The sequence below is a fragment of the Curtobacterium pusillum genome (assembly GCF_013359865.1).
Lineage (GTDB): Bacteria > Actinomycetota > Actinomycetes > Actinomycetales > Microbacteriaceae > Curtobacterium > Curtobacterium pusillum.
This window is the reverse complement of sequence record NZ_JABMCE010000086.1, coordinates 193924-214327: the sequence shown is the minus strand read 5'-3', so window position 1 is coordinate 214327 and position 20404 is coordinate 193924. Positions and strand designations below refer to the sequence as shown.

The following is a 20404-nucleotide window of genomic DNA, read 5'->3' as shown; positions in this document are numbered from 1 at the left end:
AGCGTGCCGGCGTGGGCCGTCGGTGGTTCACTTGCCGCATGGTCGATGCGACGAAGGCGTTCAGCGGGTTCTCGGTGCGCGACGTCCCGGAGGCGAAGGCGTTCTACGAGGACGTCCTGGGACTCGAGGTCAGCGAGGACCACGGCATGCTGTTCCTGCAGCTCGGCGACGAACACGTCGTGCTCGTCTACCCGAAGGGGCCGGCGCACGAGCCCGCCTCCTTCACCGTCCTGAACTTCCCCGTTCCCGACGTCGACGCCGCGGTCGACGAGCTCGCCGGGAAGGGCGTCACGTTCCTGCAGTACGAGGGCGTGACCGACGAGAAGGGCGTGAACCGGAAGGGCGGGCCGCTCATCGCGTGGTTCACCGACCCGTCGGGCAACGTCCTCAGCGTCATCGAGGAGTAGCGACGCTCCGGGTCAGCGGGAGAGCGCTCCGGCCCAGCCGAGGGCGATCGGGACGATGAGGCCGTGCCGGTGGTGCGGCAGCTGGGCGACGGACACCCAGGCTGCCTCGTCGGTCGAGCCGTCCTCCTCGGAGCGGAGCGCACCGCCCGTGATCGTCGCCCGGAACACCACCTGCACGGCCTTCATCGGCCGGCCGTTCGCGTGGATGCGCCGCTCGGCGGGGACGACGTGGTGGCGGATGCCGAGCAGCGCTCCGACCGAGGCCTCGAAGCCGGTCTCCTCGCGGATCTCCCGCACGACGGCCTGCTCGACGGTCTCCTCGAACTCGACCCCGCCGCCGGGGAGCGTCCACGTGCCGGCCTCGGGGAACCGGAGCTTCGCCAGGAGTACGCGGTCCCCGTCCGTGATCACGCCGTAGGCGGCGAGCCGGGTGTCGTAGTCCGTGTACTCCATCAGCCGACCATGCCAGCTGGGAGCTGTGCGGTCGGCGAGCCGCGCCGACGGCCGGGCGGTCAGACGGTCGCGCCGACCGCGGCCCAGCCGGCGCGCATCCGGGCGACCGCGCGGTCGAAGCCGGCGAGCGGTTCGGCGTCCTCGCGCAGCAGCGACTGGAGCTGCAGCCCCTCGTACAGGGCGACCAGCTGCTCCGCCGCATGCCGGGGCGAGGCTCCGCGGGGCTCCCGTCCGGCGACGACGTCGCGCACGAGGGCGAGCGTGACGTCCTCGAACGACCGCGTGTACTGGCTGCGGAACCACCCGGCAGCGGGGTGCTCAGGGGTCGAGGCGGCACTGAGGAGGGCGACGCGGAGCCGTACGAGCGCGGGGTCGTCCATGCCGGCCTCGAGTCGGGCGCGGAGGTACGCGACCGCTCCCGACCGCTCGGCGACGACCCAGAGTGCCCGTCGGCTGCCGTTGTTCCACCGGTCCATCACCGCGACGACGAGGATGTCCCACAACGGGTAGACCCGCCGGACCTCGGCCTCGGCGACCTCGGCGTGAGCGGCGACCTCCGCCGGGCCGACCGTGTGGAAGTCCGCCGCCCGGTACGCCTCGATCGCGCCCGTGACGATGCGGGCGCGCAGGTCGGCGTCGGACTCGGGCATGCCGTCGATTCTCCGGTTCGCGAAGGCCGCCCGCGACCGCCAGTTCTGGGGACGGACCGGACGATCGAAGCGACAACGTGCCGCCTGGCCGTGCGGACTGGTCCGCGAGAGCGACAGATGCCCGGGGATGTCCGGCGGCAGGCTGTCGCTTTCGCGGAAGTGGCCGCCGAGCCCGACGCCGTCAGCCCCGGTCGAACGTCAGCGTCTCGTCGTCGGCCGCGGTCACCCGCCCGGTGCGCGCGAACTCGGCCCAGATCGCACGGAAGGCCCGGCCGCGCCGCTCGACCTCGGGCCAGTCCCGCTCCCGCACGAACCGGGTGCCGGCCCACGCCGCACGGCCGCCTAGCAGCAGCGGCAGGTCGCTCATGTGCACGGCCCCGGTCGGCTTCGTGGTGACGCCGCGGTGCAGTCGGTACGAGGTCGCTCGCCCTCCCGCTGCCCGGTGTCTCGTGGTGAACCGCCGGACGTCCCGCCCGTAGATGACCTCGGACAGGGGTCGCACGAGCAGCCAGCGCAGCAGCGGCCGCACGGCACGGAACCGCGCGGCGGACCGGAGTCCCGGGATGAGCGGCACGTACATGCCGGTTTCGTCGGCCCCGGACCCGATCAGGACGTCGACGTCCTGCGCGACCCGGCTCCACTCCCGGTCGAGGTCCTGCTCCGCCGGCAGCGGCGCGTACCCGTACTGGGTGCCGTAGGGCATCCCCCCGGGCAGCCCGAACGGCGCGGCCGCCCGGGTCCCGAGTGCCTGCCGTTCGAGCAGGTCGTCGAGCGGGGTGTCCGGGTGCACGGCCCCGACCGCGCGGAGCATCGCCCTGTTCATGCGCGCCCGGCCCCGGGACAGTCCGAGCGGGGCGCTCTGGATGATCGCCCGCCGGAAGAGCCCCGATGCGCCCTCGCTGATCATGAGGTGGGCGGCCGCGTCCCCGCCGGCGGACTGTCCGAACACGGTGACGAGGTCCGGGTCACCGCCGAACGCCGCGATGTTCGTCCGGACCCAGCGGAGCGACTCGACGAGGTCGAGCAGGCCGAGGTTCGCCGGTACGGTCTCGCCGTCGCCGAGGAACCCGAGGACGCCGAGCCGGAAGGTCACCGACACGAACACGACACGCTGCTCGGTGACGAGGTCTCGCGCGTCGTAGATCGGCAGGTCGCCTCCCCCGATGACGTAGGAACCGCCGTGGATCCAGACCATGACGGGGAGCCGTTCGCCCGGTTCGACGTCGGACGGCGCGGTGATCGAGAGGCGCTGGCAGTGCTCGTCGACGACGAGTCCCTCGATCGGGTGCAGCAGCTGGTCGACGAACGTCGCCCGGGGCTGCGGTGCGACGGGTGACGGGGCGGTCGCCGGGTACGGCTCCTCGAACGCGGGCATCGGCTCGGGAGGCGCGAAGCGCTCGGCCCGGGCGTACGGGATGCCGAGCGCTCGGACGACGCCCCCGTCGGCGATGCCGGTGATGCGTCCGGCAGGTGGGTCCCAGGTCAGCGGGTCGGCGTCGAGCATCCGTCCACGCTATCCAGCGCGACCAGGGGACGGCCTGGGCCCACAGCGTCGGCTCCGGGGTGACGCGCCGGCGGCCGACCCGCGGGCCGGCACCGTGCCTCCCGTCCGTCGTCAGTCGCGTCGCGCCACCGGCCGCAGCGATCCGGACGCGGCGAACGCCGCGACGAACAGGACGGCCACCAGCCAGAGCGCGCTGAGCGCGCCGACGTGCTCCGCGATCGCGCCGATCACCGGCGGTCCGGCGAAGTTCGCGAAGTACCCGATCGAGGCGACGACGCTCACCCGGGCGGCCGGGTTCGGCCCGCTCTGCGCGGCCGCGGACATGCCGAGCGGGAAGCCCATCGAGACGCCGATCGCCCAGAGCACCACGCCGATGAGCGTGAGCCACCAGCTCCCGCCGACGATGAACAGGACGGCGCCGACGATGCCGAGCGCCGTGGTCCAGCGGATGGTGCTGACCCGGCCGAGCCGATCGACGACGGGTCCGGCGAACACGCGGGTGGCGGCCTCGGAGACCGCGAAGGCCGTGAAGAACAGGGCCCCGACGGCCGCCGTCCGGCCGTGTCCGTCCGTGGTGGCCAGGGCGAGCCAGTTGTTGGCCGACCCCTCACCGAGTTCGACGCCGAGCATGACGACCCCGATGAGGAGGAGCCGGACGTCCGCCCAGCCCCGCGCCCACTGCCGGAGGCGCTGCCGCGGCGTCAGGGTGCTGTCGTGCTCCTCGGCGCGCGTGCCGTCCGGGATGCCGCGCACGGCGATGACGCCGACCACGAGGATGACGACGGCCTCACCGAGCAGCTGGGCCGACGGGGTGATGCCCAGCCACGCGCAGAGGGCGGCGATCCCGGCGCCGAGAGCCGCGCCTCCCGACCAGGCGGCGTGCATCAACGGGAGCAGCGTGCGACCCGCGAGCGCCTCGATCGCCGTGCCCTCCACGTTCGCCATCACGTCGAGCGAGCCGATGCCCGCACCGGCGACCACGAACCCGACCGCCGCGAGCGGAACGGAGTGGAGCGCCGCCGCGGTGCCGATGACGGCGATCGCCGCCGGGACCAGGACGACCACCGCGGTGAGCGCTCGACGGCCACCGAGCCGGCGCAGCAGCGGTGCCGCGCTGAGCAGGCCGCCGATCGAACCGACGGTGACCCCGCCGAGCATCAGCCCGATGGTGCCGACGTCCACGCCGAGTTCGACGCGGAGCTCGGCGAGGCGCGGACCCCACGCGGCCAGGCTGACACCACCGATCGCGAAGGCGACGATGATGGCGTTCCGCCACCGGGCGAGTTGTCTGCGGTCGACGTCGACCGACGATGTCGTCATGCGACTAAAACTACACAGCGGGTGGTTTCTGGGGTAGCGTCGTTCTCGACCTCGCCGCGGAGCATTCCTCCTCGACGGGCCGCGACACCCAGACAGGACCGAAGGAGCCTCTGCAATGCCCACCACCTCTGTGCAGCTGTACTCGCTGCGCGACGCCATCGCCGAAGACCTCGACAAGGCCATCGCCCGGGTGCGCGAGATCGGCTACGAGAACGTCGAGCCGTACGCGTTCGTCGAGCGTGCCGCAGACCTCGAGCGCGCCTTCGCCGCCACCGGCCTGAAAGCCCCGTCCGGCCACGTCGCCGTGATCGACGCCGACGACACCACGCCGATCTGGGACGCGGCCGAGCGCCTCGGGATCCAGACCGTCATCGACCCGTTCATCCCGACGGACCGCTGGCAGACCGCCGACGACGTCGCGAAGATCGCCGAGCGCGTCAACGTGCTCACGGCCGAGGCCGCCGCCCGCGGTCTGAAGTTCGGCTACCACAACCACCAGTGGGAGTTCACGAACAAGGTCGACGGCCGTCCCGTCTACGACCTGTTCGTGTCGCAGCTGAGCCCGGAGACCGTCCTCGAGGTCGACACCTTCTGGGCGACGGTCGGCGGCGCCGACGCGCCCGCTGTCCTGAAGGGCCTCGGCGACCGCGTCGTCGCGATCCACGTCAAGGACGGCAAGGTCGACGGTGACATCCGCACCGCGCTGCCCTCGTCCGAGAGCGCCCTCATCGTCCCCGAGGCGCTCCAGCGCGCCTTCGAGAACCAGACCCCGGCCGGCCAGGGCGACGTGGACGTCCCCGCGATCCTCGCCGCGGCGCCGCACGCCATCCGCGTCGTCGAGTTCGACGCGTACAAGGGCGACGTCTTCGAGGGCATCACCGAGTCGCTCGCGTGGCTGCAGGACAACGACAAGTGACCCGAGTCGGGATCGGCATCATCGGTGCCGGCAACATCTCCACGCAGTACCTGGAGAACCTGACGAAGTTCGCCGACGTCGAGGTGCGGTTCGTCGCCGACGTGCTGCTCGACCGCGCGGCGGCCCAGGCGGCTTCGTACGGCGTCGCCGCCTCCGGCACCGTCGAGGAGCTCCTCGCCCGGGACGACATCTCGATCGTGATCAACCTGACGATCCCGGCCGCGCACGCCGAGGTCGACCAGCAGATCATCGACGCCGGCAAGCACGTGTGGAGCGAGAAGCCGATCGCGACCGACCACGAGTCGGCCGCCGCCGTCCTGGCGTCGGCGAAGGCCAAGGGCCTGCGCGTCGCGACCGCCCCGGACACCGTGCTCGGCGCGGGCATCCAGACGGCGCTCCGTGCCATCGCCCGCGGGGACATCGGCGAGCCGCTCTCCGCGACGACGCTGTTCCACGTCCCCGGGCCCGAAGCGTGGCACCCGAACCCGGACTTCCTGTTCGCGAAGGGTGCCGGTCCCCTGTTCGACATGGGCCCGTACTACGTCACGACCCTCGTGCACGCGTTCGGTACCGCCTCGCGCGTGCAGGCCGTGTCCTCGAAGTCGCTCGACCGTCGCACGATCGCGTCCGGCCCCCGTGCCGGCGAGACGTTCCCGGTCGAGGTGCCCACGCACCACGCGGCCCTGATCGAGTTCGCCGGCGGACAGTCCGCGCAGTCGACGTTCTCGTTCCAGCACGCCCTGCCGCGCATGGGCTTCGTCGAGATCAACGGCACGCTCGGCACGATCTCGCTCCCGGACCCGAACACGTTCGAGGGGTCGTCGCAGCTGTGGCGCTACGGCCAGGACGAGCCCGAGACGCTCGAGGCGGTCGGCTCCACCTGGGGTCGTGGCACGGGCGTCGTCGAACTCGCCCGCGCCATCGCCGAGGACCGGCCGGAGCGGGCGTCGGGTGCGGTCGCGCTGCACGTCCTCGACGTGCTGCTCGGCATCCGCGACGCGGCCGAGTCCGGTTCCGCCGTCGACATCACGTCGACCGTGGACGCGATCCCGCCGCTGCCGGAGGACTTCGACCCGGCGGCTGCGGTGCTCACCGCGTAGTACCCCGCTCAGCAGAACGGCCGGTCCCGACAGGGGCCGGCCGTTCCGCGTCCTGGGGGCCCGTGGCAGGACGACTCACCCCGCCGACGGCACGATCTGCTCGAGCAACCGCAGGACCTTCTCGCCGTCGACCGCATCCGGATCGAGCAACCACTGCACCTGCAACCCGTCCGACGCCGCGATGCTCAGGCTCGCCAGGTCGACCGGGTCCAGGTCCGCCCGGATCCGTCCGGCCGCCTGGTCCGCCTCGATCAGCGCCGCCAGGTCCGCCCGCAGCCGGGTGAACCGCTCCCGCATGAACTCCCGCGTCGCCGGGTGCCCCTCCTGCACGGCGTCGGCCGCGAGGGTCGTGTACAACTGCACGAGCCCCGGTACCTCGCGGTTCCGCGAGGCGCTCTCCCGCATGTCCCCGATCGCCGACTTCATCCGGTCGGGCGCGCCCTGCTCGCGGACCTCGTGCTCGCGGTAGACGGCGAGCAGCAGTTCGTCGCGGCTCGGGAAGTAGTGCCGGAGCGCCGCGTGCGTGATCCCGAGCGCCTCCGCCACGGATCGCAGCGACGACGCATCGACGCCGTGGTCGGCGACCATGCGGATCATCTCGTCGAGGATCTGCGTCCGCCGCTCGGCGCCCTTGCGGTACCCGCCGCGTCGCGGCGCGGCCGCTCCGTCCTCGGCAGAGTGCGTCATCCTCCCAACTTACCGCTGGAAGGTTTTTTCCGGGAGGCGCGGCTCGACCCCGTCGTGCCGGGTCCGGCTCAGGAGTCGTAGGGTTCGGCGGCGCCGTCCGGGTCGACCGTGTACTCATCGACCGGAGCGGGAGCGCCGCCGACGAGCGCCTCGGTGATCTGGTCGAGGCACCGCGCGAGCACGTCGTTCTCCTCGGAGGACAGGTGGTCCATCACCTCGACCACGGCCTCGTGGAACCGCGCGTACGACGCGTCGATCTTCTTCGCGGCCTGCACGGTCGGCTCGAGCACCTGTGCCCGGCGGTCCCGGGGATGCGGCGCACGCACGAAGTCGCCCTTCGCGACGAGCCCGTCGACGATCTTCGTCACCGAGGCGTTCGAGACGTTGAGCATGACCGCGAGGTCCTTCGGGCCCATCGCGCGGCCGTCCCGGTGCGCCTGGAGCATGTAGCGGACGGCGAGGAACTCGTTCTTCGTCAGGCTGCTCTCGGACCGGGCCTGTTCGAGCTGTTGCTCCTCGGCGTGCTGCAGCCGGAGGAGGGCGTCGACGGCGGCCTTCGCGGCACGCGACCGGGGCTCCCGGGCGTAGAGGTGCATGTGCTCACGGCGGACGACGGTCAACGGCATGTGGTGGGGAGTTCTCTCTGCCTGGTGGAGGTTCGGGGGCCGGTCGCTACGCGGCGGGCACCGTGAAGAAGTCGGCGTAGGACGGCTCGGCGCGGCTGGAGAGCAGCGACGGGTCCTGGATGCGTCGCTCGACGTACGCGTCGATGACGGCGGGGTCGGTCAGGCCGACGCGGATGTGGCTGCCGCCGAGTCGTGCTTGCCGCGGCATCCCGGTGTACGTGCTGTGCATTGCGATCCCGCCTTCCTGCGTCCTTGCTGTCCCCTGCGGACGACAGAAGTGTTTCACAGAGTGAACGATCAGCGCAATGAACTATTTGCGTTCTGTACGGTTCGCGCGGCGAACTGTTAATGGAAGTGAACTACATTGGTGTCATTCAGGGCACCCCGGTCAACGGTTCCGCACGAGCGCGGCGGCGCCGCTCGTGAACCACTGTCCGGCGGCGGGTCCACCGTTGCACGTCCCGTCGCTCTCGCCGGGCAGCTTCACCCAGAGCAGTGCATCGAGTCCCGTCCCGTCGTTCACGACCGCCGGATCCTGCCCGAGGCCTGCGCTCGGGGCGTTGCACCACTGACCGGACGCGCCACGGCCGTTCCGGGAGACGTCGATCACGTAGTGGCCCCCGGTGAGCGCGCGGAGTCGTTCGCCGTACGCCCGTTCGCCGGACGTCGAGTAGTAGTTCGAGACGTTGAGCGAGAACCCGCGGGCGTACGCGACCCCGGCATCACGCAGCAGCCCCGCCATGGTCGTCGGGGCGATCCACGCCTCGTGCCCTGCATCGAGGTACACGGCGGCCCCGGCAGCCGAGAGCTCCTGGACCGCAGTGCGGATGAGCCGGACGCGCGAGGTCGTCTCGGCACTCGGGCACGACGAGAGCTGCGCGAGGGCGTCCGGCTCGACGATCACGGCGGCGCGGTGTCCCCGCAGGGTGTCCGCCAACACGCGGTTCCAGGAACCGTACGCCCCGGCGGTCAGGCCGCCGGCGGAGTAGCTGCCGCAGTCCCGCCCGGGGATGGCGTACGTGACGAACACCGGCGTCCTGCCCTGGGCCTCGGCGGCAGCGAGGTGGTGCTCGACGGTGGTGCGGAGCGAGGACGTCGAGAGCCAGTCCCCGAGCCAGACGCTCGACGGCCGGGCGGCGATCGTCCGGGCGACGGACGCGTCGGCGGTCCTGCCGGCCGCGGCGAGCGCCGACGCCTCCCGGGAAGCGGTCATGTCGGCGGGGCGGTACACCCCGCCCGGGAAGACGTCGGACCCCTGGGCGGAGGCCGGCTGGGCCAGTCCCAGCGTGAGGGCACCGACGGCGAGGGCGACGAGCGCGAATGAGCGGGGGCGGAGGTGCTGCATGGTGCGGCCTCGGTTCCTGATCCGGTGGTCGAGCACGGTGAGCGCTACCCGTAGAGGGTCCCTCCTGCTCCCTGGAGCGCGCCACAGCTTCACAGGCAGGACGGAGGTTCCGGTTCCGAGCAGATTCCGAGCGATCTTTTGGCACTCGCCAGGGTCGAGTGCTAAAACGTTGGCAGTTGAGTCGAGGACACTCAACAGCAGACATGAAGGAGTTGATTTCGATGACGATGAACTTCGACCCGTTCCGCGAGCTCGACCGTCTCGCTGGGTCCCTCCTCGGGGGCGCCGGACCCCGCTCCATGCCGATGGACCTGTACCGGACCGGCGACCACTACGTCCTCGACGTCGACCTGCCGGGCATCGACCCGGGCTCCGTCGACATCGACGTGGACGGCTCCGTCCTGACCATCCGGGCCGAGCGGACGCTCGGCGCCCCGGAGGGCTCGCAGTGGATCACGCGCGAGCGGCAGCCGGGCACCTTCGTCCGACAGCTCACGCTCGGTGACGGACTCGACGCGGCGCGCATCACGGCCGGGTACGACAACGGCGTGCTGAGCATCACCATCCCCGTGAAGGAGTCGGCGAAGCCGCGGAAGATCGCTGTCAGCGTGGGCGGCGGTCAGGAGCAGCTCGCCGTCGGGGCGGGCAGCGCCGACGAGTAGGAGCGGCACGGAGGCCCGGCGCACGTCGTGCGCCGGGCCTCCGTGCGTTCACCGGTCGCCGGGACTCACTCCTTGTTGAGCTTGTCCTGCACGGCGCCGGCCGTCTTCTCGACGACGTTCGGCAACTCGGTCGTCCCGTAGAAGCGCGAGTCCGGGTGGGTCGGCGGCGGCATCGGCACCGACGAGGTGGGGCCGTCGTGGTAGGAGTACTCGCCCTTGCCGTCGAACGACGGGCCGCTGGCCCAGGGGCCGTTGCCCGCCTCGGCGCCGTCGGAGAAGTTCAGGTACTGGTAGCTGAACTCCGTGTGCTCCTTCGACTGCGGGAACTTGTTCGGGACCGGGAAGTCCTCGATCCCCTTCTCGCGGAGCTCCGCGGCGGCGGACGCCCACATGTTCTGGTGCATGGTGTCCCGGGCGAGGAGGAAGGAGAGGAGGTCCCGGACTCCCTCGTCGTCGGTCATGTGGTACAGCCGGGCGACCTGCACGCGCCCCTGCATCTCGGCGTTCGCGTTCGCCGTGAAGTCGGCGAGCAGGTTCCCGCTGGCGGTGATGAACGATCCCTGCCAGGGGTTGCCGTTGCTGTCGACCGGTCGGGCTCCGGCGCCGGCGACGATGCCCTGTTGGACGTCGGTGCCCCCGACGATCGCGGCGACGGTCGGGTCGTCCTGCACGGCGTCCTCGGTGATGCCGAGCGGGCTCTTCTCGAGCAGCTGCGCGATCATCGTCGCGAGCATCTCGACGTGGCCCATCTCCTCCGCCCCGATGCCGAACACGAGGTCGCGGTACTTGCCGGGCATGTGCATGTTCCACGCCTGGAACTGGTACTGCAGCGCGACGGTGATCTCCCCGTACTGACCGCCGAGGACCTCCTGCAGCTTGCGGGCGTAGACGGCGTCGGGCTTGTCGGGCGTTGCCTTGAACTGGAGCTCTTGCTTGTGGAAGTACAACTCGTTCTCCTGTTTCGGTTGGCGGATCAGAGGATCGGGGTGCCGCCGGTCACGGCGACGCGCGCGCCGGAGACGTAGCTGCCGTCGTCGCTCGCGAGCAGCACGTACACGGGCGCGAGCTCGGCGGGCTGCCCCGGGCGACCGAGCGGCGACTGCTTGCCGAACTGCTCGACCTGCTCCGGGGGCATGGTGGACGGGATGAGCGGCGTCCAGATCGGCCCGGGCGCCACGCTGTTCACGCGGATGCCCCGCTCGCCGAGCAGCTGCGCGAGCGCCGCCGAGAGGTTCGCGACGCCGGCCTTCGTGACGTCGTACGGGGCCAGGGTCGGTTTCGGGTTGTCGGAGTTCACCGAGCTGGACCCGATGATGGACGATCCCGGGCCCAGGTGCGGCAACGCAGCCTTGACGAGGTGGAAGTAGGCGCTCAGGTTCGTCGCCAGGGTGTGGTCCCACTCCTCGTCGCTGATCTCCTCGAACGTGTCGTGGGTCATCTGGTACGCGGCGTTGTTCACGAGGACGTCGAGACCGCCGAGCTCGTCGACGGCGGTCGCGATCACGCTGCGGCAGTACGCCGGGTCGCTGAGGTCCCCGGGGAGCAGCACGGCCTTCCGGCCGGCCTCCTCGATCCAGTGCTTCGTGTCCTGCGCGTCGTCCTCCTCCTCGGGGAGGTAGCTGATCAGGAGGTCCGCCCCTTCGCGGGCGAACGCGATCGCGACGGCCTTGCCGATGCCGCTGTCGCCGCCGGTGATGACGGCGCGCCGGCCGGTGAGCTTGCCCGAGCCGCGGTACGACTCCTCCCCGTGGTCGGCGCGTGGCGTGAGGTCCTGGTCGCTCCCCGGCGGCTGCTGCTCGGACATGTCGCTCCCTGCTCGTGACGGTCGTACCTGCAGGGGCGATGGTCGGCCGGTGCCTCTGGGCGCCCGTCCGGACTGGACGGATCACGCGGTCCGGTTTCGGTCTGCAGGACGAAGCCGCTCAGCCCCCCGCCCGATGCCAGGGGTGCCGAACGCCGCGAAGCTGTCGGCATGGAGTCCTCGACGAAGCACACGATCGCCACGCTGCTGGTCTGCGCCGCGATCGTCACGGTCACGGCCACCGCCCTCATCGCGATGTCGCCCGTCCCGTGACGGTGGCGCCGCGACCCCGTGCGATGATCGAGCCGTGACGGAACGGCGCACGTTCATCCGGCCGCTCGCCACCCGTTCGATCGTCGTCGACGTGGCCTGGGCCGTCTTCGCCGCGTTCGTCTTCCTGCTCCCGATCGACCTCGAGCTCGAGCACGCGAGTCCGATCGCGGTCCTCGCGGCCGCCGGGGCCATCGCCCTCCGCCGAGTCTCGCCGTCTGCGGCGATGACCATGGTCGTCGTCCTCGGGATCGTCCAGGTGGGCGGCGGGGAGCGTCCGTCGCTCGTCGACCTCGCGATGTTCGTCGTGATCGGGACCGCGGCCGTGGTCGGCACACGGACCGAGGTCATCGCCTCCGGTCTGCTCGCGTTCGTCGCCGGCATCGGGGCGACCGTCTACCTCGCCCTGACCGGCTTCCGGTTCCTGGTGCTCCTCAACGGCCCTCGCGACCAGGCGTTCCTGGCCATGGCCGCCCCCGTGACGGCGCTCCTCGGCGTGTGGGCCGGCGGCGTCGCCGTCCGGGCGTTCCGTTCGCGGGACCGCGAGTCCGAGCGTCGCGCCGACGCCGAGGCGGCCGCCTCACGAGCCGAGGCCGTCGCCACCGAGGCCGAGGCGACCGCCACCCGTGCCATCGACGTCGCGGAGTCCGAACGCATCCGCGCGGACATCGCCCGCGACGTGCACGACGTCGTCGGACACTCCCTCGCGGTGATCATCGCGCAGGCGGACTCGGTGCCGTTCCTCGACGACGAGGCCCGGATCCGCGAGGTCAGCGCCACGATCGCCAGCACGGCGCGGAGCTCCCTCGTCGAGGTCCGGCAGGTCCTCGGGCACATCGACGGTTCGGGGAGCGAGACGGACCCGGGGTCGCTCGACGAGATCGTGCAGGGCATCCGCGACGCGGGGGTCGACGTGGACCACGCCGTCCGCGGGGCCCCGGTGACCCTCGGACCGGACAGCGGGACGGCCGCGCGGCGGGTCCTGCAGGAGATGCTCACGAACGCGCTCCGACACGGCGCCCCGGGCATGCCGGTCACCGTGCGGGAGACCTGGCGGTCGGCCGACGTCGTGCTCGAGGTCGAGAACGTCGTCGGCGACGGCCGCACCGCGGGCTCCGGCCGCGGTGTCGAGGGCATGCAGTCCCGGCTCAGTGCGCTCGGCGGGTCGTTCGACGCCGCCGTCCTGGACGACGTGTTCGCAGCACGCGCCCGCATCCCGTTCGACGTCCATGGGGGGACCAACCGATGACCGATCCGATCCGCATCCTGCTCACCGACGACCAGGCGCTGTTCCGTGCCGGACTCCGCGTCGTCCTCGACGCCCAGGACGACATGGTCGTCGTCGGTGAGGCGTCCGACGGCGCCGAGGCGCTCGAGCGCATCCCGGAACTCCGGCCGGACGTCGTGCTGCTCGACATGCGCATGGCGGGGACGGACGGTGTCGAGACCGTGCGGCAGCTGTTCTCCGGCGCGGTCGAGGGCCCGCTCCCCCGGGTGGTCGTGCTGACGACGTTCGGCCTCGACCCCGCTGCGGCGACGGCGATCCGGCTCGGCGCGAGTGGCTTCCTGCTCAAGGACACCACGCCGCCGTTCCTGTTCGCGGCCGTCCGCGCGGTGCACGAGGGCAGCTCGGTCATCGCCCCGAACGACCTGTCACAGCTGTTCGGCGCCGACGTCGAGCGCGCGCCTGCCCCGCAGCCGCGGGAGTTCCAGACGCTGACGGACCGGGAGCGGATCGTGTTCGGCTGGGCGTCCCGCGGTCTGTCGAACGCGGAGATCGCGGCGAAGGAGTTCGTCACCGAGTCGACCGTGAAGACGCAGATCTCGAGCATCCTCGGCAAGCTCGCGCTGCGGGACCGGGTCCAGCTCGTGGTGTACGCGCACGACCACGGACTGGCCGGCACCCGCGACGACGGGTAGGCCGCGCGACCCGCTCAGTCGAGCGCCGCGACCTCGTCGAGGACCGTCTCGATCGCCGCGGGGTCGTGGGCGAACCGTCCGAGGAACAGTCCGCCGATCCGCCCCTGACCACGCGTGAGCAGCCCCGGCCCGGCGCTGCCGCCGTAGACGACGGCGCTCCCGCGCAGCTCCGGCCGACCCTCCAGGTGCTGCTCGATGCCGCCGAGGACCGCCACGATGTGCTCGTCGGGCGCCGGCGCAGGGGCTCCGATCGCCCAGACGGGCTCGTACGCCACGATCACCGGCCCGGCCAGCCCGTCCGCGACCGCCGTCGAGACGGCTCGGTCGAGCCGCGCCGTCACCTCCGCGACGGTCTCCGCACGGGAGGCACGGCTCGCCTCACCGACGCAGATCAACGGACGCAGGCGGTTGCGGAAGGCGGCGCGCACCTTCGCCGCGATGTCGTCGTCCGTCTCGTGGAACAGGGAGCGCCGCTCGGCGTGGCCGATCTCGACGAGGTCGACCCCGATCTCCCGGAGCTCGGCACCGGACACCTCCCCCGTGTACGCGCCCTCGTCGGCCCACGCCAGGTCCTGCGCTCCGAGCAGCACCGGGGCGTCGCCGAGCACCTCGCGCACGGGGACGAGCGCCGGGAACGTCGGCACCACGAACAGCGAGGCCGCGCCCGAACGCACCGCGGGGTGCCGCCGAGCGATGCCCGCGACCGACGCGGCCCACTCGAGCGTGCGCGCGTGCGAGAAGTACATCTTCAGCGACACCCCGACGGTGATCACGGCGAGACCGCCGCCACGATCAGTGCGAACGACACCGCTCCCGGGTCGGGCGAACCGACCGCGTGCTCGGCGTGCGTGCGCGCGCGTCCCTTCCTCGGGAGCAGCTCGGCCGTCCGGTCCGCCGCCTCCTGCGCCGCGGACGCCGCCGCACGCCATGCCTCGGCGAGCGGGACGCCCTCGTCGATGCGCGACCGGAGCACCTCGTCGAACGGGACGAGCGCGTCGACCATCGTCTTGTCGCCGACCGTCGCACCGAAGGCCCGCACCGCTTCGGCGGCGGCGCCGACGGCCTGCGCGACGGTGGCCGCTGCCGGACGCGCGTCGTCCCCGAGGACGCGACCCAGTGCCTCCAGGGCGGCTCCCCAGATCGCGCCGGACGTACCGCCGGCCTTGTCGGACCAGGCGTCCCCGGCGATCCGCAGGACCGTCCCCACTCCGGCCCCCCGCGCCACGGCGTCCGCGGCCGCTGCCTCGGCGGCGTGCGATCCCCGCTGCATCCCGATGCCGTGGTCGCCGTCCCCGGCGATCGCGTCGATCCGTCCGAGCTCGTCGGCGTGCTCGTCGACGACGGCCCGGACGGTGGCGAGGCCGGCGGCGATGGTCGAGGCGGCCGCTCGTGACTCGTCGGCGGCCGGCCCGACCGCGTCGGGAGCCGCATCTGCGTCGAGGACCGACTCCGCGACCCGCTCCTGCGGCACCGCACCGCCCTTGCGGTACGCGGGGGCGTCGGCCGGCGCCGCCCAGAGCTCCTCGAGTTCGTCGTCGAGCCAGAACAGCGTCAGCGAGACCCCGGCCATGTCGAAGCTCGTGACGAGCTCACCGACCTCGGGCTCCACGATGACGACGCCGGCGTCCGCGAGCAGGCGCTGCACCGAGCGGTAGACGACGAACAGCTCCTCGTACTTCACGCTGCCGAGGCCGTTGAGGATCGGGACGACCCGGGCCCCGGCGGCCGTGACCCCGGACGGGAGCTCGTCGAGCAGCCGCGCGACCAGGAGCGAGGCCAGCTCGTCCGCCGTCGGCACGTCGGTCTCGTCGATGCCGCGTTCGCCGTGGATGCCCATCCCGACGGCCATGCGTCCCTCGGGCACCTCGAAGAGCGGCTCGTCGGCGCCGGGCAGGGAGCAGCCGGAGAACGCGACGCCGAACGAGCGCGTCCGGGCGTTGACACGGTCGGCGATCGCCGTGACGGCGTCGAGGTCGTCGCCCCGCTCGGCCGCGGCACCGGCGACCTTGAACACGCAGAGGTCGCCCGCGATGCCGCGCCGCTCGTGCGCGCGGTCGGCCGGGGCGGACGTGACGTCGTCGGTCACCCGGACCGTCCGCACGGCGATGCCGTCCGCCTCGAGCGCGCGTGCCGCCGCGTCGAAGTTGAGCACGTCGCCGGCGTAGTTGCCGTAGCTGAGGAGGACCCCGCCGCCGTGCTCGGAGGCGCGTGCGACCGCCGCCACCTGCTGGGCACTCGGGCTCGCGAAGAGGTTGCCCATCGCGGCGCCGGCGGCGAGGCCGTACCCGACCAGGCCCCCGAACGCCGGGTAGTGCCCCGAGCCGCCGCCGATCACGAGCGCGACGGTCCCCTCCGGCGACGTCGTCGAGCGTGCGACGCCGCCGTGCACCTTCCGCACCCAGCGTCCGTTCGCGGCGACGAAGCCGTCGGTGGCCTCGTCGGCGAAGTCGGCGGGGGCGTTGTACAGCCGGGTCATGCGTTCGTCCCCTTCGACGCCGATGTCGTCCGGACGTGCGTCGTGTCGAGCAGCTCGTCCGCCTTCGCCCCGCGGAAGAACCTCGTGCAGAAGATCATCACCGCGGCCACGAACGCCAGGATGCCGAGCGAGACGATGCCGAACGCCCCGCTGTCCGTCGGGACGACCTCGTTGATCGCGGTGCGCATGATCGGTGCCACGAAGCCGCCGAGGTTGCCGAGCGAGTTGATGAGCCCGATGCCGGCGGCGGCCGCGGCACCCGTGAGGAACGCCGTCGGGTACGCCCACGTGATCGGTCCCACGGCGAGGAAGCTCGCCACCGCCAGCGTGATGAACAGGATGCCGAGGATCGGCTGCCCGTTCGCACCGGCCCACGCCGACCCGAGGATCGACAGCCCCGTGGTGACGTAGAACAGGGTTCCCCAGCGCCGGCGACGCCCGACCGTGTCCGCCTTGGAGCCGACGAGGTAGCAGGCGACCAGGCCGACGAGCCACGGGATCGCCGCGACGAGCCCGACCTGCCATCCGACGTCCTGCCCGAGCAGCGCGGAGACCTGCTGCGGCAGGTAGAACGTCGTGCCGTACACGGCGACCTGCAGGCAGAAGTAGATGATCGTGAAGTACCAGACGCGGCCGCTCGCCATCGCCTTCCAGATGCCCGTCGGGCCGTCCTCGCTGCGGGCGGTGTCCTCCCGGGCCATCGCCGCGGTCAGGGAGTTCTTCTCCCCGGGTTCCAGCCACCTCGCCTGCTGGGGACTGTTCGTCAGGAACACGAGCGCCGCGATGCCGGCGAGCACGGCGAGGATCCCCTCACCGGCGAACATCACCTGCCAGCCGTGGAACGGGGTCGCCTTGTCGCCGAAGCTGATCAGGCCGCCGGACAGCGGTGCGCCGATCATCTGCGAGAACGGCTGCGCGAGGTAGAAGATCGCGAACATCCGCACGCGGACCTTGTTCGGGAACCACTCGGACAGGTACATGATCACGCCGGGGAACAGACCCGCCTCGGTCACACCGAGGATGAACCGCAGCACGATGAACATGGTGTCGTTCGTCGTGAACGAGAACAGCGCCGCGACGATCCCCCACGTGATCGCGATGCGGGCGAGCCAGAAGCGTGCCCCGAACCGCTTGAGCAGGAGGTTCGAGGGGATCTCGAAGATCGCGTAGCCGATGAAGAAGATGCCGGCGCCGAGGGCGAAGGCCGCGTCGGAGATGTCGCGGTCGACGCTGAGCGCCTCTTCCGCGAAGCCGACGTTGGTGCGGTCGAGGAACGCGACGAAGTACAGGATGACGAGCATCGGCATGAGGTGCTTCGTCGCCTTGCCGATCGCCGACTTCAGGGCGGGATCGTGGGTGGACCCCAGGGCGGGGACGGATGAGGACACGGTCGCTCCTTCGCGATCGGGTGGTCTTGTGTCGGCCGGGTCGGCCTGGAGGCACGACGCACGACGAGCACGTCGGCTCGTTCCGGTCGTGGGTCGGGTCGGGCGGCGGTGCGCGGCGACTGCCGCGCACCGCTCGGCCGTCAGTGCATGTAGAGGCCGCCGTCGACGTTGAGCGTCTGCCCGGTGACGAAGCCGGCGTCCTCGCTGATGAGGTAGGCGATCGCCGCCGCGATGTCCCGCGGCGTCCCGATCCGGGGCAGGACGCCGTCGGCCGCCATCGCGGACTTGCGCTCCTCGGTGAGGGTCCCGCCCATGATGTCGGTGTCGATCGGCCCGGGGGCGATGGCGTTCACCGTGATCCCCTGGTGCCCGAGTTCCCGCGCGAGGCCGCGGGTCAGCCCGATCACGCCGGCCTTGGCGACCGTGTACGGGGTCTTGCTGAAGGTGCCGCCACCGCGCTGCGCGGAGACCGACGACAGGTTGACGATGCGGCCGTACCCGTTCTGCACCATCGACTCCGCGGCCCGGAGGCTCGCGAAGTGCACCCCGTCGAGGTTGATGCTCAGGACGCGGTGCCACTCCCCCTCGGGCAGGTCCAGGTAGGCGTGCGCCGAGGAGACGCCCGCGAGGTTCACCAGGGCGGTGATCGGCGACAGTGCGGCCTCGATCGTGTCGAACGCGGCGCGGACGGCGGATTCGTCCGCCACGTTCGCCCCGGCTCCCACGGCCTGCACGCCGTGCTGCTCGCGGAGTTCCGCGGCGACCGCCTCGCTGGCGGCCTGGTCGAGGTCGATGATGCCGACGTTCCACCCGCGCTCGGCGAGGTGGTGGGCGGTGGCCCGCCCGATGCCCCGCGGCGAGGCCGCGCCGGTCAGGACGACGGTGTGCTGTTCGGTCATGTCGTTCCCTCCGTTCAGTGGATCGGGGCCGGGCCGAGGTCGTCGAGGAGCTTCTGCATCGCGACGTAGGCCTTGTTCCGGTACGCGACGAGCTCCGGGGTGCGCTCGGCAGGGACCTGGAGGTAGCCCGCTCCGGACTTCGTGCCGAGCTCGCCCGCGTCGACGTGCTGCTGGAGCGAGGCCGGGGTGGCGAAGCGCTCGGGCCACCGGGTCTGCAGCGACTCGAAGCAGAACGCGTAGACGTCGAGTCCGGCCATGTCGGCGATCGCGAACGGGCCGAAGAACGGCAGACGGAACCCGAACGTCGTCCGGACGATCGTGTCGATGTCGTCCGGGCTCGCGATGCCCTCGTCGACGATCTTCGTGGCCTCCTCGAACAGCGCGTACTGCAGGCGGTTCAGCACGAAGCCGGTGGCGTCCTTCACCCGTGCCGACTGCTTGCCGGTCGACGCGACGACCGTCTCGGCGACGACCGCGGCGGCGTCGCCGGTGGTGGGGTGCGGGATGAGCTCGACACCGGGGATGAACGGAGCCGGGTTCGAGAAGTGGACGCCCAGGAACCGCTCCGGACCGGTGACGGCCTCGGCGAGGGACTCGATGAGGATCGTCGACGTGTTCGAGCCGATGACCGCGTCGGCGCGGGCGGCCTCGCTGATCCGGCGGAGCGTCGCGTGCTTGATCTCGATCTTCTCGGGCACCGCCTCCTCGATGAAGTCGGCTTCGGCGACCGCGGCCTCGATCGACTCCGCGGCGCTGAGGTGCGCGCGGACCCGCTCGACGGCGTCCGCGGGGAAGAGACCGTCGGCGACGAACTGCTCGGTCTCCCCGATCAGCCGGTCGAGGTTCTGCTGCGCGATCTCGGCCGACACGTCGGCGATGCGGACGGTGTGGCCGGCGAGGGCGAGGACCTGGGCGATCCCGCCGCCCATGTAGCCGGATCCGACGACGGCGATGTCGAGGGTGCTCATCGTGTTGCTCCTTCGGTGGTGGTGCCGGCGCGGCCGACGCTGGTCGTGGCGAGCACGGACCGGATGTACTGCTGGTTGGTGGCGCACACGCCGAGGCTGTCCCCGCCGTACTGCTCCGCCATGACGATGCCGCGGAACCCGTCGGCGACGGCGTCGCGGAGGACCTGGCGGTAGTTGATGAGCCCGGCCTCCATGGTGCTCGGCGCGCTCGTCGCCCAGCTGCCGTCGCCTGCTTCGTCCCGCGTGTAGTTCTTCACGTGCAGGTAGTTCGTGTACGGCAGCGTCTTCGCGAACAGCTCGCGCCAGTCCTCGACGGGACGGTGCAGACGGATGAGGTTCGCGACGTCGGCGTTCAGCCCGACGTTGTCGAGGCCGATCTCCTCGACCAGGCGCACGGCGCTGTCGGCGGTTCCGAGGTAGGTGTCCTCGTACAGCTCGAGCGCCATCGGCAGACCGACCGACGCGGCGTGCTGACCGAGTTCGCGGAGGCGGGAGACCGCGGCGTCCCACACCTCGGGGTCGTCCGGGTCCTTCGGTCCCTGCGCGGTCCAGAACCACAGTGCCCGCTGCTGGTCCGCGTTGAACGGCTGGTGCAGCCCGGTCGAGAAGACCTGCATGCCCCACTCGGCTGCCGCGTCGATCGTGCGGTGGGCGTAGGCGAGGTTGTCCTCCTCGTGCCCGGGCTGGACGACGCTCTTGCGCTGCAGGTGCACCGAGGGGATCCCCACGCCGTGCGCCTTCGCGATCGCGAACAGCTCGTCTCGCCGGGACCGCTCGAGGTCGGCGGGCCGGATGTGGCTGTCGGCGAGTTCGGCGAGCGAGAACCCGACGGCCTCGATCTGCGCGAACACGTCGTCCCAGACGGCCGGGTCGGCGTCGTGGAAGGCGACCCCGTCACGCGTGACCGGTGGGAAGCCGTGCAGACAGGTGGCGATCGGCCAGGTGTCCGCCGTCCAGCTGGTGGGGCTCCAGTCCTGGTCGACCCAGTCCTGCGGTGTGCTCACGGAATGCT

At 71.8% G+C, this 20404-nt stretch carries 22 protein-coding genes; 6 read left to right on the top strand and 16 right to left on the bottom strand.

The window, feature by feature from the left end; genetic code table 11:
* Positions 1-38 precede the first annotated feature (38 nt).
* Positions 39-407 (top strand): VOC family protein, encoded by a 369-nt coding sequence (locus HP507_RS17295; protein ID WP_175353031.1) that lies wholly within the window; start codon positions 39-41, stop codon positions 405-407.
* Positions 408-419: 12 nt separating this feature from the next.
* On the opposite strand, the gene HP507_RS17290 is transcribed toward HP507_RS17295, so the two are convergent.
* The 4 genes from HP507_RS17290 to HP507_RS17275 form a co-directional block, all read right to left on the bottom strand.
* Positions 420-860, bottom strand: coding sequence for an NUDIX hydrolase (locus HP507_RS17290; protein WP_175353030.1), 441 nt, complete (start codon positions 858-860; stop codon positions 420-422).
* A gap of 59 nt (positions 861-919) precedes the next feature.
* Positions 920-1510, bottom strand: a complete 591-nt coding sequence (locus HP507_RS17285) for a TetR family transcriptional regulator C-terminal domain-containing protein (RefSeq protein ID WP_175353029.1) — start codon at positions 1508-1510, stop codon at positions 920-922.
* A gap of 181 nt (positions 1511-1691) precedes the next feature.
* Positions 1692-3014: a carboxylesterase family protein gene (locus HP507_RS17280; RefSeq protein WP_175353028.1), complete on the bottom strand. Its 1323-nt coding sequence runs from the start codon at positions 3012-3014 to the stop codon at positions 1692-1694.
* Positions 3015-3125: 111 nt separating this feature from the next.
* On the bottom strand, positions 3126-4334 hold the full coding sequence (locus tag HP507_RS17275; RefSeq protein ID WP_175353027.1) for an MFS transporter: 1209 nt from the start codon (positions 4332-4334) through the stop codon (positions 3126-3128).
* A gap of 115 nt (positions 4335-4449) precedes the next feature.
* Here HP507_RS17275 and HP507_RS17270 point away from each other — a divergent pair, with 115 nt between their 5' ends.
* Both HP507_RS17270 and HP507_RS17265 read left to right on the top strand, forming a co-directional pair.
* Positions 4450-5250 (top strand): sugar phosphate isomerase/epimerase family protein, encoded by an 801-nt coding sequence (locus HP507_RS17270; protein ID WP_175353026.1) that lies wholly within the window; start codon positions 4450-4452, stop codon positions 5248-5250.
* Complete coding sequence (locus tag HP507_RS17265; RefSeq protein ID WP_175353025.1) at positions 5247-6350, top strand: Gfo/Idh/MocA family protein; 1104 nt, start codon at positions 5247-5249, stop codon at positions 6348-6350. The genes HP507_RS17270 and HP507_RS17265 overlap by 4 nt, the downstream gene beginning before the upstream one ends.
* Before the next feature lie 75 nt (positions 6351-6425).
* Here HP507_RS17265 and HP507_RS17260 read toward each other — a convergent pair whose 3' ends face one another.
* From HP507_RS17260 to HP507_RS17245, 4 genes are all read right to left on the bottom strand, one after another.
* Positions 6426-7037, bottom strand: a complete 612-nt coding sequence (locus HP507_RS17260; RefSeq protein ID WP_175353024.1) for a TetR/AcrR family transcriptional regulator — start codon at positions 7035-7037, stop codon at positions 6426-6428.
* A 68-nt stretch (positions 7038-7105) separates the two neighbouring features.
* Complete coding sequence (locus HP507_RS17255) at positions 7106-7663, bottom strand: MarR family winged helix-turn-helix transcriptional regulator (RefSeq protein WP_175353023.1); 558 nt, start codon at positions 7661-7663, stop codon at positions 7106-7108.
* A 46-nt stretch (positions 7664-7709) separates the two neighbouring features.
* The gene (locus HP507_RS17250; RefSeq protein ID WP_175353022.1) at positions 7710-7892 is read right to left on the bottom strand and encodes a hypothetical protein; all 183 of its coding nucleotides are present in this window, start codon (positions 7890-7892) and stop codon (positions 7710-7712) included.
* Positions 7893-8051: 159 nt separating this feature from the next.
* Positions 8052-9008 carry a glycoside hydrolase family 6 protein gene (locus HP507_RS17245; protein WP_175353021.1) on the bottom strand — a complete coding sequence of 319 codons (957 nt, stop codon included), beginning with the start codon at positions 9006-9008 and terminating at the stop codon, positions 8052-8054.
* A 221-nt stretch (positions 9009-9229) separates the two neighbouring features.
* On the opposite strand from HP507_RS17245, the gene HP507_RS17240 reads away from it, so the two are divergent.
* Positions 9230-9670 (top strand): Hsp20/alpha crystallin family protein, encoded by a 441-nt coding sequence (locus HP507_RS17240; protein WP_175353020.1) that lies wholly within the window; start codon positions 9230-9232, stop codon positions 9668-9670.
* A 65-nt stretch (positions 9671-9735) separates the two neighbouring features.
* Here HP507_RS17240 and HP507_RS17235 read toward each other — a convergent pair whose 3' ends face one another.
* Together HP507_RS17235 and HP507_RS17230 are read right to left on the bottom strand one after the other, a co-directional pair.
* On the bottom strand, positions 9736-10617 hold the full coding sequence (locus HP507_RS17235; protein ID WP_175353019.1) for a manganese catalase: 882 nt from the start codon (positions 10615-10617) through the stop codon (positions 9736-9738).
* Positions 10618-10643: 26 nt separating this feature from the next.
* Positions 10644-11474 carry an SDR family oxidoreductase gene (locus tag HP507_RS17230; RefSeq protein WP_175353018.1) on the bottom strand — a complete coding sequence of 277 codons (831 nt, stop codon included), beginning with the start codon at positions 11472-11474 and terminating at the stop codon, positions 10644-10646.
* Positions 11475-11778: 304 nt separating this feature from the next.
* On the opposite strand from HP507_RS17230, the gene HP507_RS18475 reads away from it, so the two are divergent.
* Both HP507_RS18475 and HP507_RS17220 read left to right on the top strand, forming a co-directional pair.
* A complete protein-coding gene (locus tag HP507_RS18475; protein WP_175353017.1) occupies positions 11779-12990 on the top strand; it encodes a sensor histidine kinase in 1212 nt (403 codons plus the stop codon).
* Complete coding sequence (locus HP507_RS17220) at positions 12987-13661, top strand: response regulator (protein ID WP_175353016.1); 675 nt, start codon at positions 12987-12989, stop codon at positions 13659-13661. The genes HP507_RS18475 and HP507_RS17220 overlap by 4 nt, the downstream gene beginning before the upstream one ends.
* A gap of 14 nt (positions 13662-13675) precedes the next feature.
* Here HP507_RS17220 and HP507_RS17215 read toward each other — a convergent pair whose 3' ends face one another.
* The 6 genes from HP507_RS17215 to HP507_RS17190 form a co-directional block, all read right to left on the bottom strand.
* On the bottom strand, positions 13676-14434 hold the full coding sequence (locus tag HP507_RS17215) for a triose-phosphate isomerase family protein (RefSeq protein WP_175353015.1): 759 nt from the start codon (positions 14432-14434) through the stop codon (positions 13676-13678).
* The gene (locus tag HP507_RS17210; RefSeq protein ID WP_175353014.1) at positions 14431-16137 is read right to left on the bottom strand and encodes a dihydroxyacetone kinase family protein; all 1707 of its coding nucleotides are present in this window, start codon (positions 16135-16137) and stop codon (positions 14431-14433) included. The genes HP507_RS17215 and HP507_RS17210 overlap by 4 nt, the downstream gene beginning before the upstream one ends.
* Complete coding sequence (locus HP507_RS17205) at positions 16134-17525, bottom strand: MFS transporter (RefSeq protein WP_175353013.1); 1392 nt, start codon at positions 17523-17525, stop codon at positions 16134-16136. The genes HP507_RS17210 and HP507_RS17205 overlap by 4 nt, the downstream gene beginning before the upstream one ends.
* 140 nt (positions 17526-17665) lie before the next feature.
* Positions 17666-18424, bottom strand: coding sequence for an SDR family NAD(P)-dependent oxidoreductase (locus HP507_RS17200; RefSeq protein WP_175353012.1), 759 nt, complete (start codon positions 18422-18424; stop codon positions 17666-17668).
* 14 nt (positions 18425-18438) lie between these two features.
* Entirely contained in the window at positions 18439-19392 is a 954-nt protein-coding gene (locus HP507_RS17195) for a 3-hydroxyacyl-CoA dehydrogenase family protein (protein ID WP_175353011.1), read from the bottom strand.
* The gene (locus HP507_RS17190) at positions 19389-20396 is read right to left on the bottom strand and encodes a sugar phosphate isomerase/epimerase family protein (RefSeq protein WP_175353010.1); all 1008 of its coding nucleotides are present in this window, start codon (positions 20394-20396) and stop codon (positions 19389-19391) included. The genes HP507_RS17195 and HP507_RS17190 overlap by 4 nt, the downstream gene beginning before the upstream one ends.
* Positions 20397-20404: the final 8 nt, after the last annotated feature.

Coding starts and splice junctions, on each gene's coding strand:
- HP507_RS17295 (WP_175353031.1), top strand. CDS start 39: ATGGTCGATGCGACGAAGGCGTTCAGCGGGTTCTCGGTGCGCGACGTC.
- HP507_RS17290 (WP_175353030.1), bottom strand. CDS start 860: ATGGAGTACACGGACTACGACACCCGGCTCGCCGCCTACGGCGTGATC.
- HP507_RS17285 (WP_175353029.1), bottom strand. CDS start 1,510: ATGCCCGAGTCCGACGCCGACCTGCGCGCCCGCATCGTCACGGGCGCG.
- HP507_RS17280 (WP_175353028.1), bottom strand. CDS start 3,014: ATGCTCGACGCCGACCCGCTGACCTGGGACCCACCTGCCGGACGCATC.
- HP507_RS17275 (WP_175353027.1), bottom strand. CDS start 4,334: ATGACGACATCGTCGGTCGACGTCGACCGCAGACAACTCGCCCGGTGG.
- HP507_RS17270 (WP_175353026.1), top strand. CDS start 4,450: ATGCCCACCACCTCTGTGCAGCTGTACTCGCTGCGCGACGCCATCGCC.
- HP507_RS17260 (WP_175353024.1), bottom strand. CDS start 7,037: ATGACGCACTCTGCCGAGGACGGAGCGGCCGCGCCGCGACGCGGCGGG.
- HP507_RS17255 (WP_175353023.1), bottom strand. CDS start 7,663: ATGCCGTTGACCGTCGTCCGCCGTGAGCACATGCACCTCTACGCCCGG.
- HP507_RS17250 (WP_175353022.1), bottom strand. CDS start 7,892: ATGCACAGCACGTACACCGGGATGCCGCGGCAAGCACGACTCGGCGGC.
- HP507_RS17245 (WP_175353021.1), bottom strand. CDS start 9,008: ATGCAGCACCTCCGCCCCCGCTCATTCGCGCTCGTCGCCCTCGCCGTC.
- HP507_RS17240 (WP_175353020.1), top strand. CDS start 9,230: ATGACGATGAACTTCGACCCGTTCCGCGAGCTCGACCGTCTCGCTGGG.
- HP507_RS17230 (WP_175353018.1), bottom strand. CDS start 11,474: ATGTCCGAGCAGCAGCCGCCGGGGAGCGACCAGGACCTCACGCCACGC.
- HP507_RS17220 (WP_175353016.1), top strand. CDS start 12,987: ATGACCGATCCGATCCGCATCCTGCTCACCGACGACCAGGCGCTGTTC.
- HP507_RS17210 (WP_175353014.1), bottom strand. CDS start 16,137: ATGACCCGGCTGTACAACGCCCCCGCCGACTTCGCCGACGAGGCCACC.
- HP507_RS17200 (WP_175353012.1), bottom strand. CDS start 18,424: ATGACCGAACAGCACACCGTCGTCCTGACCGGCGCGGCCTCGCCGCGG.
- HP507_RS17195 (WP_175353011.1), bottom strand. CDS start 19,392: ATGAGCACCCTCGACATCGCCGTCGTCGGATCCGGCTACATGGGCGGC.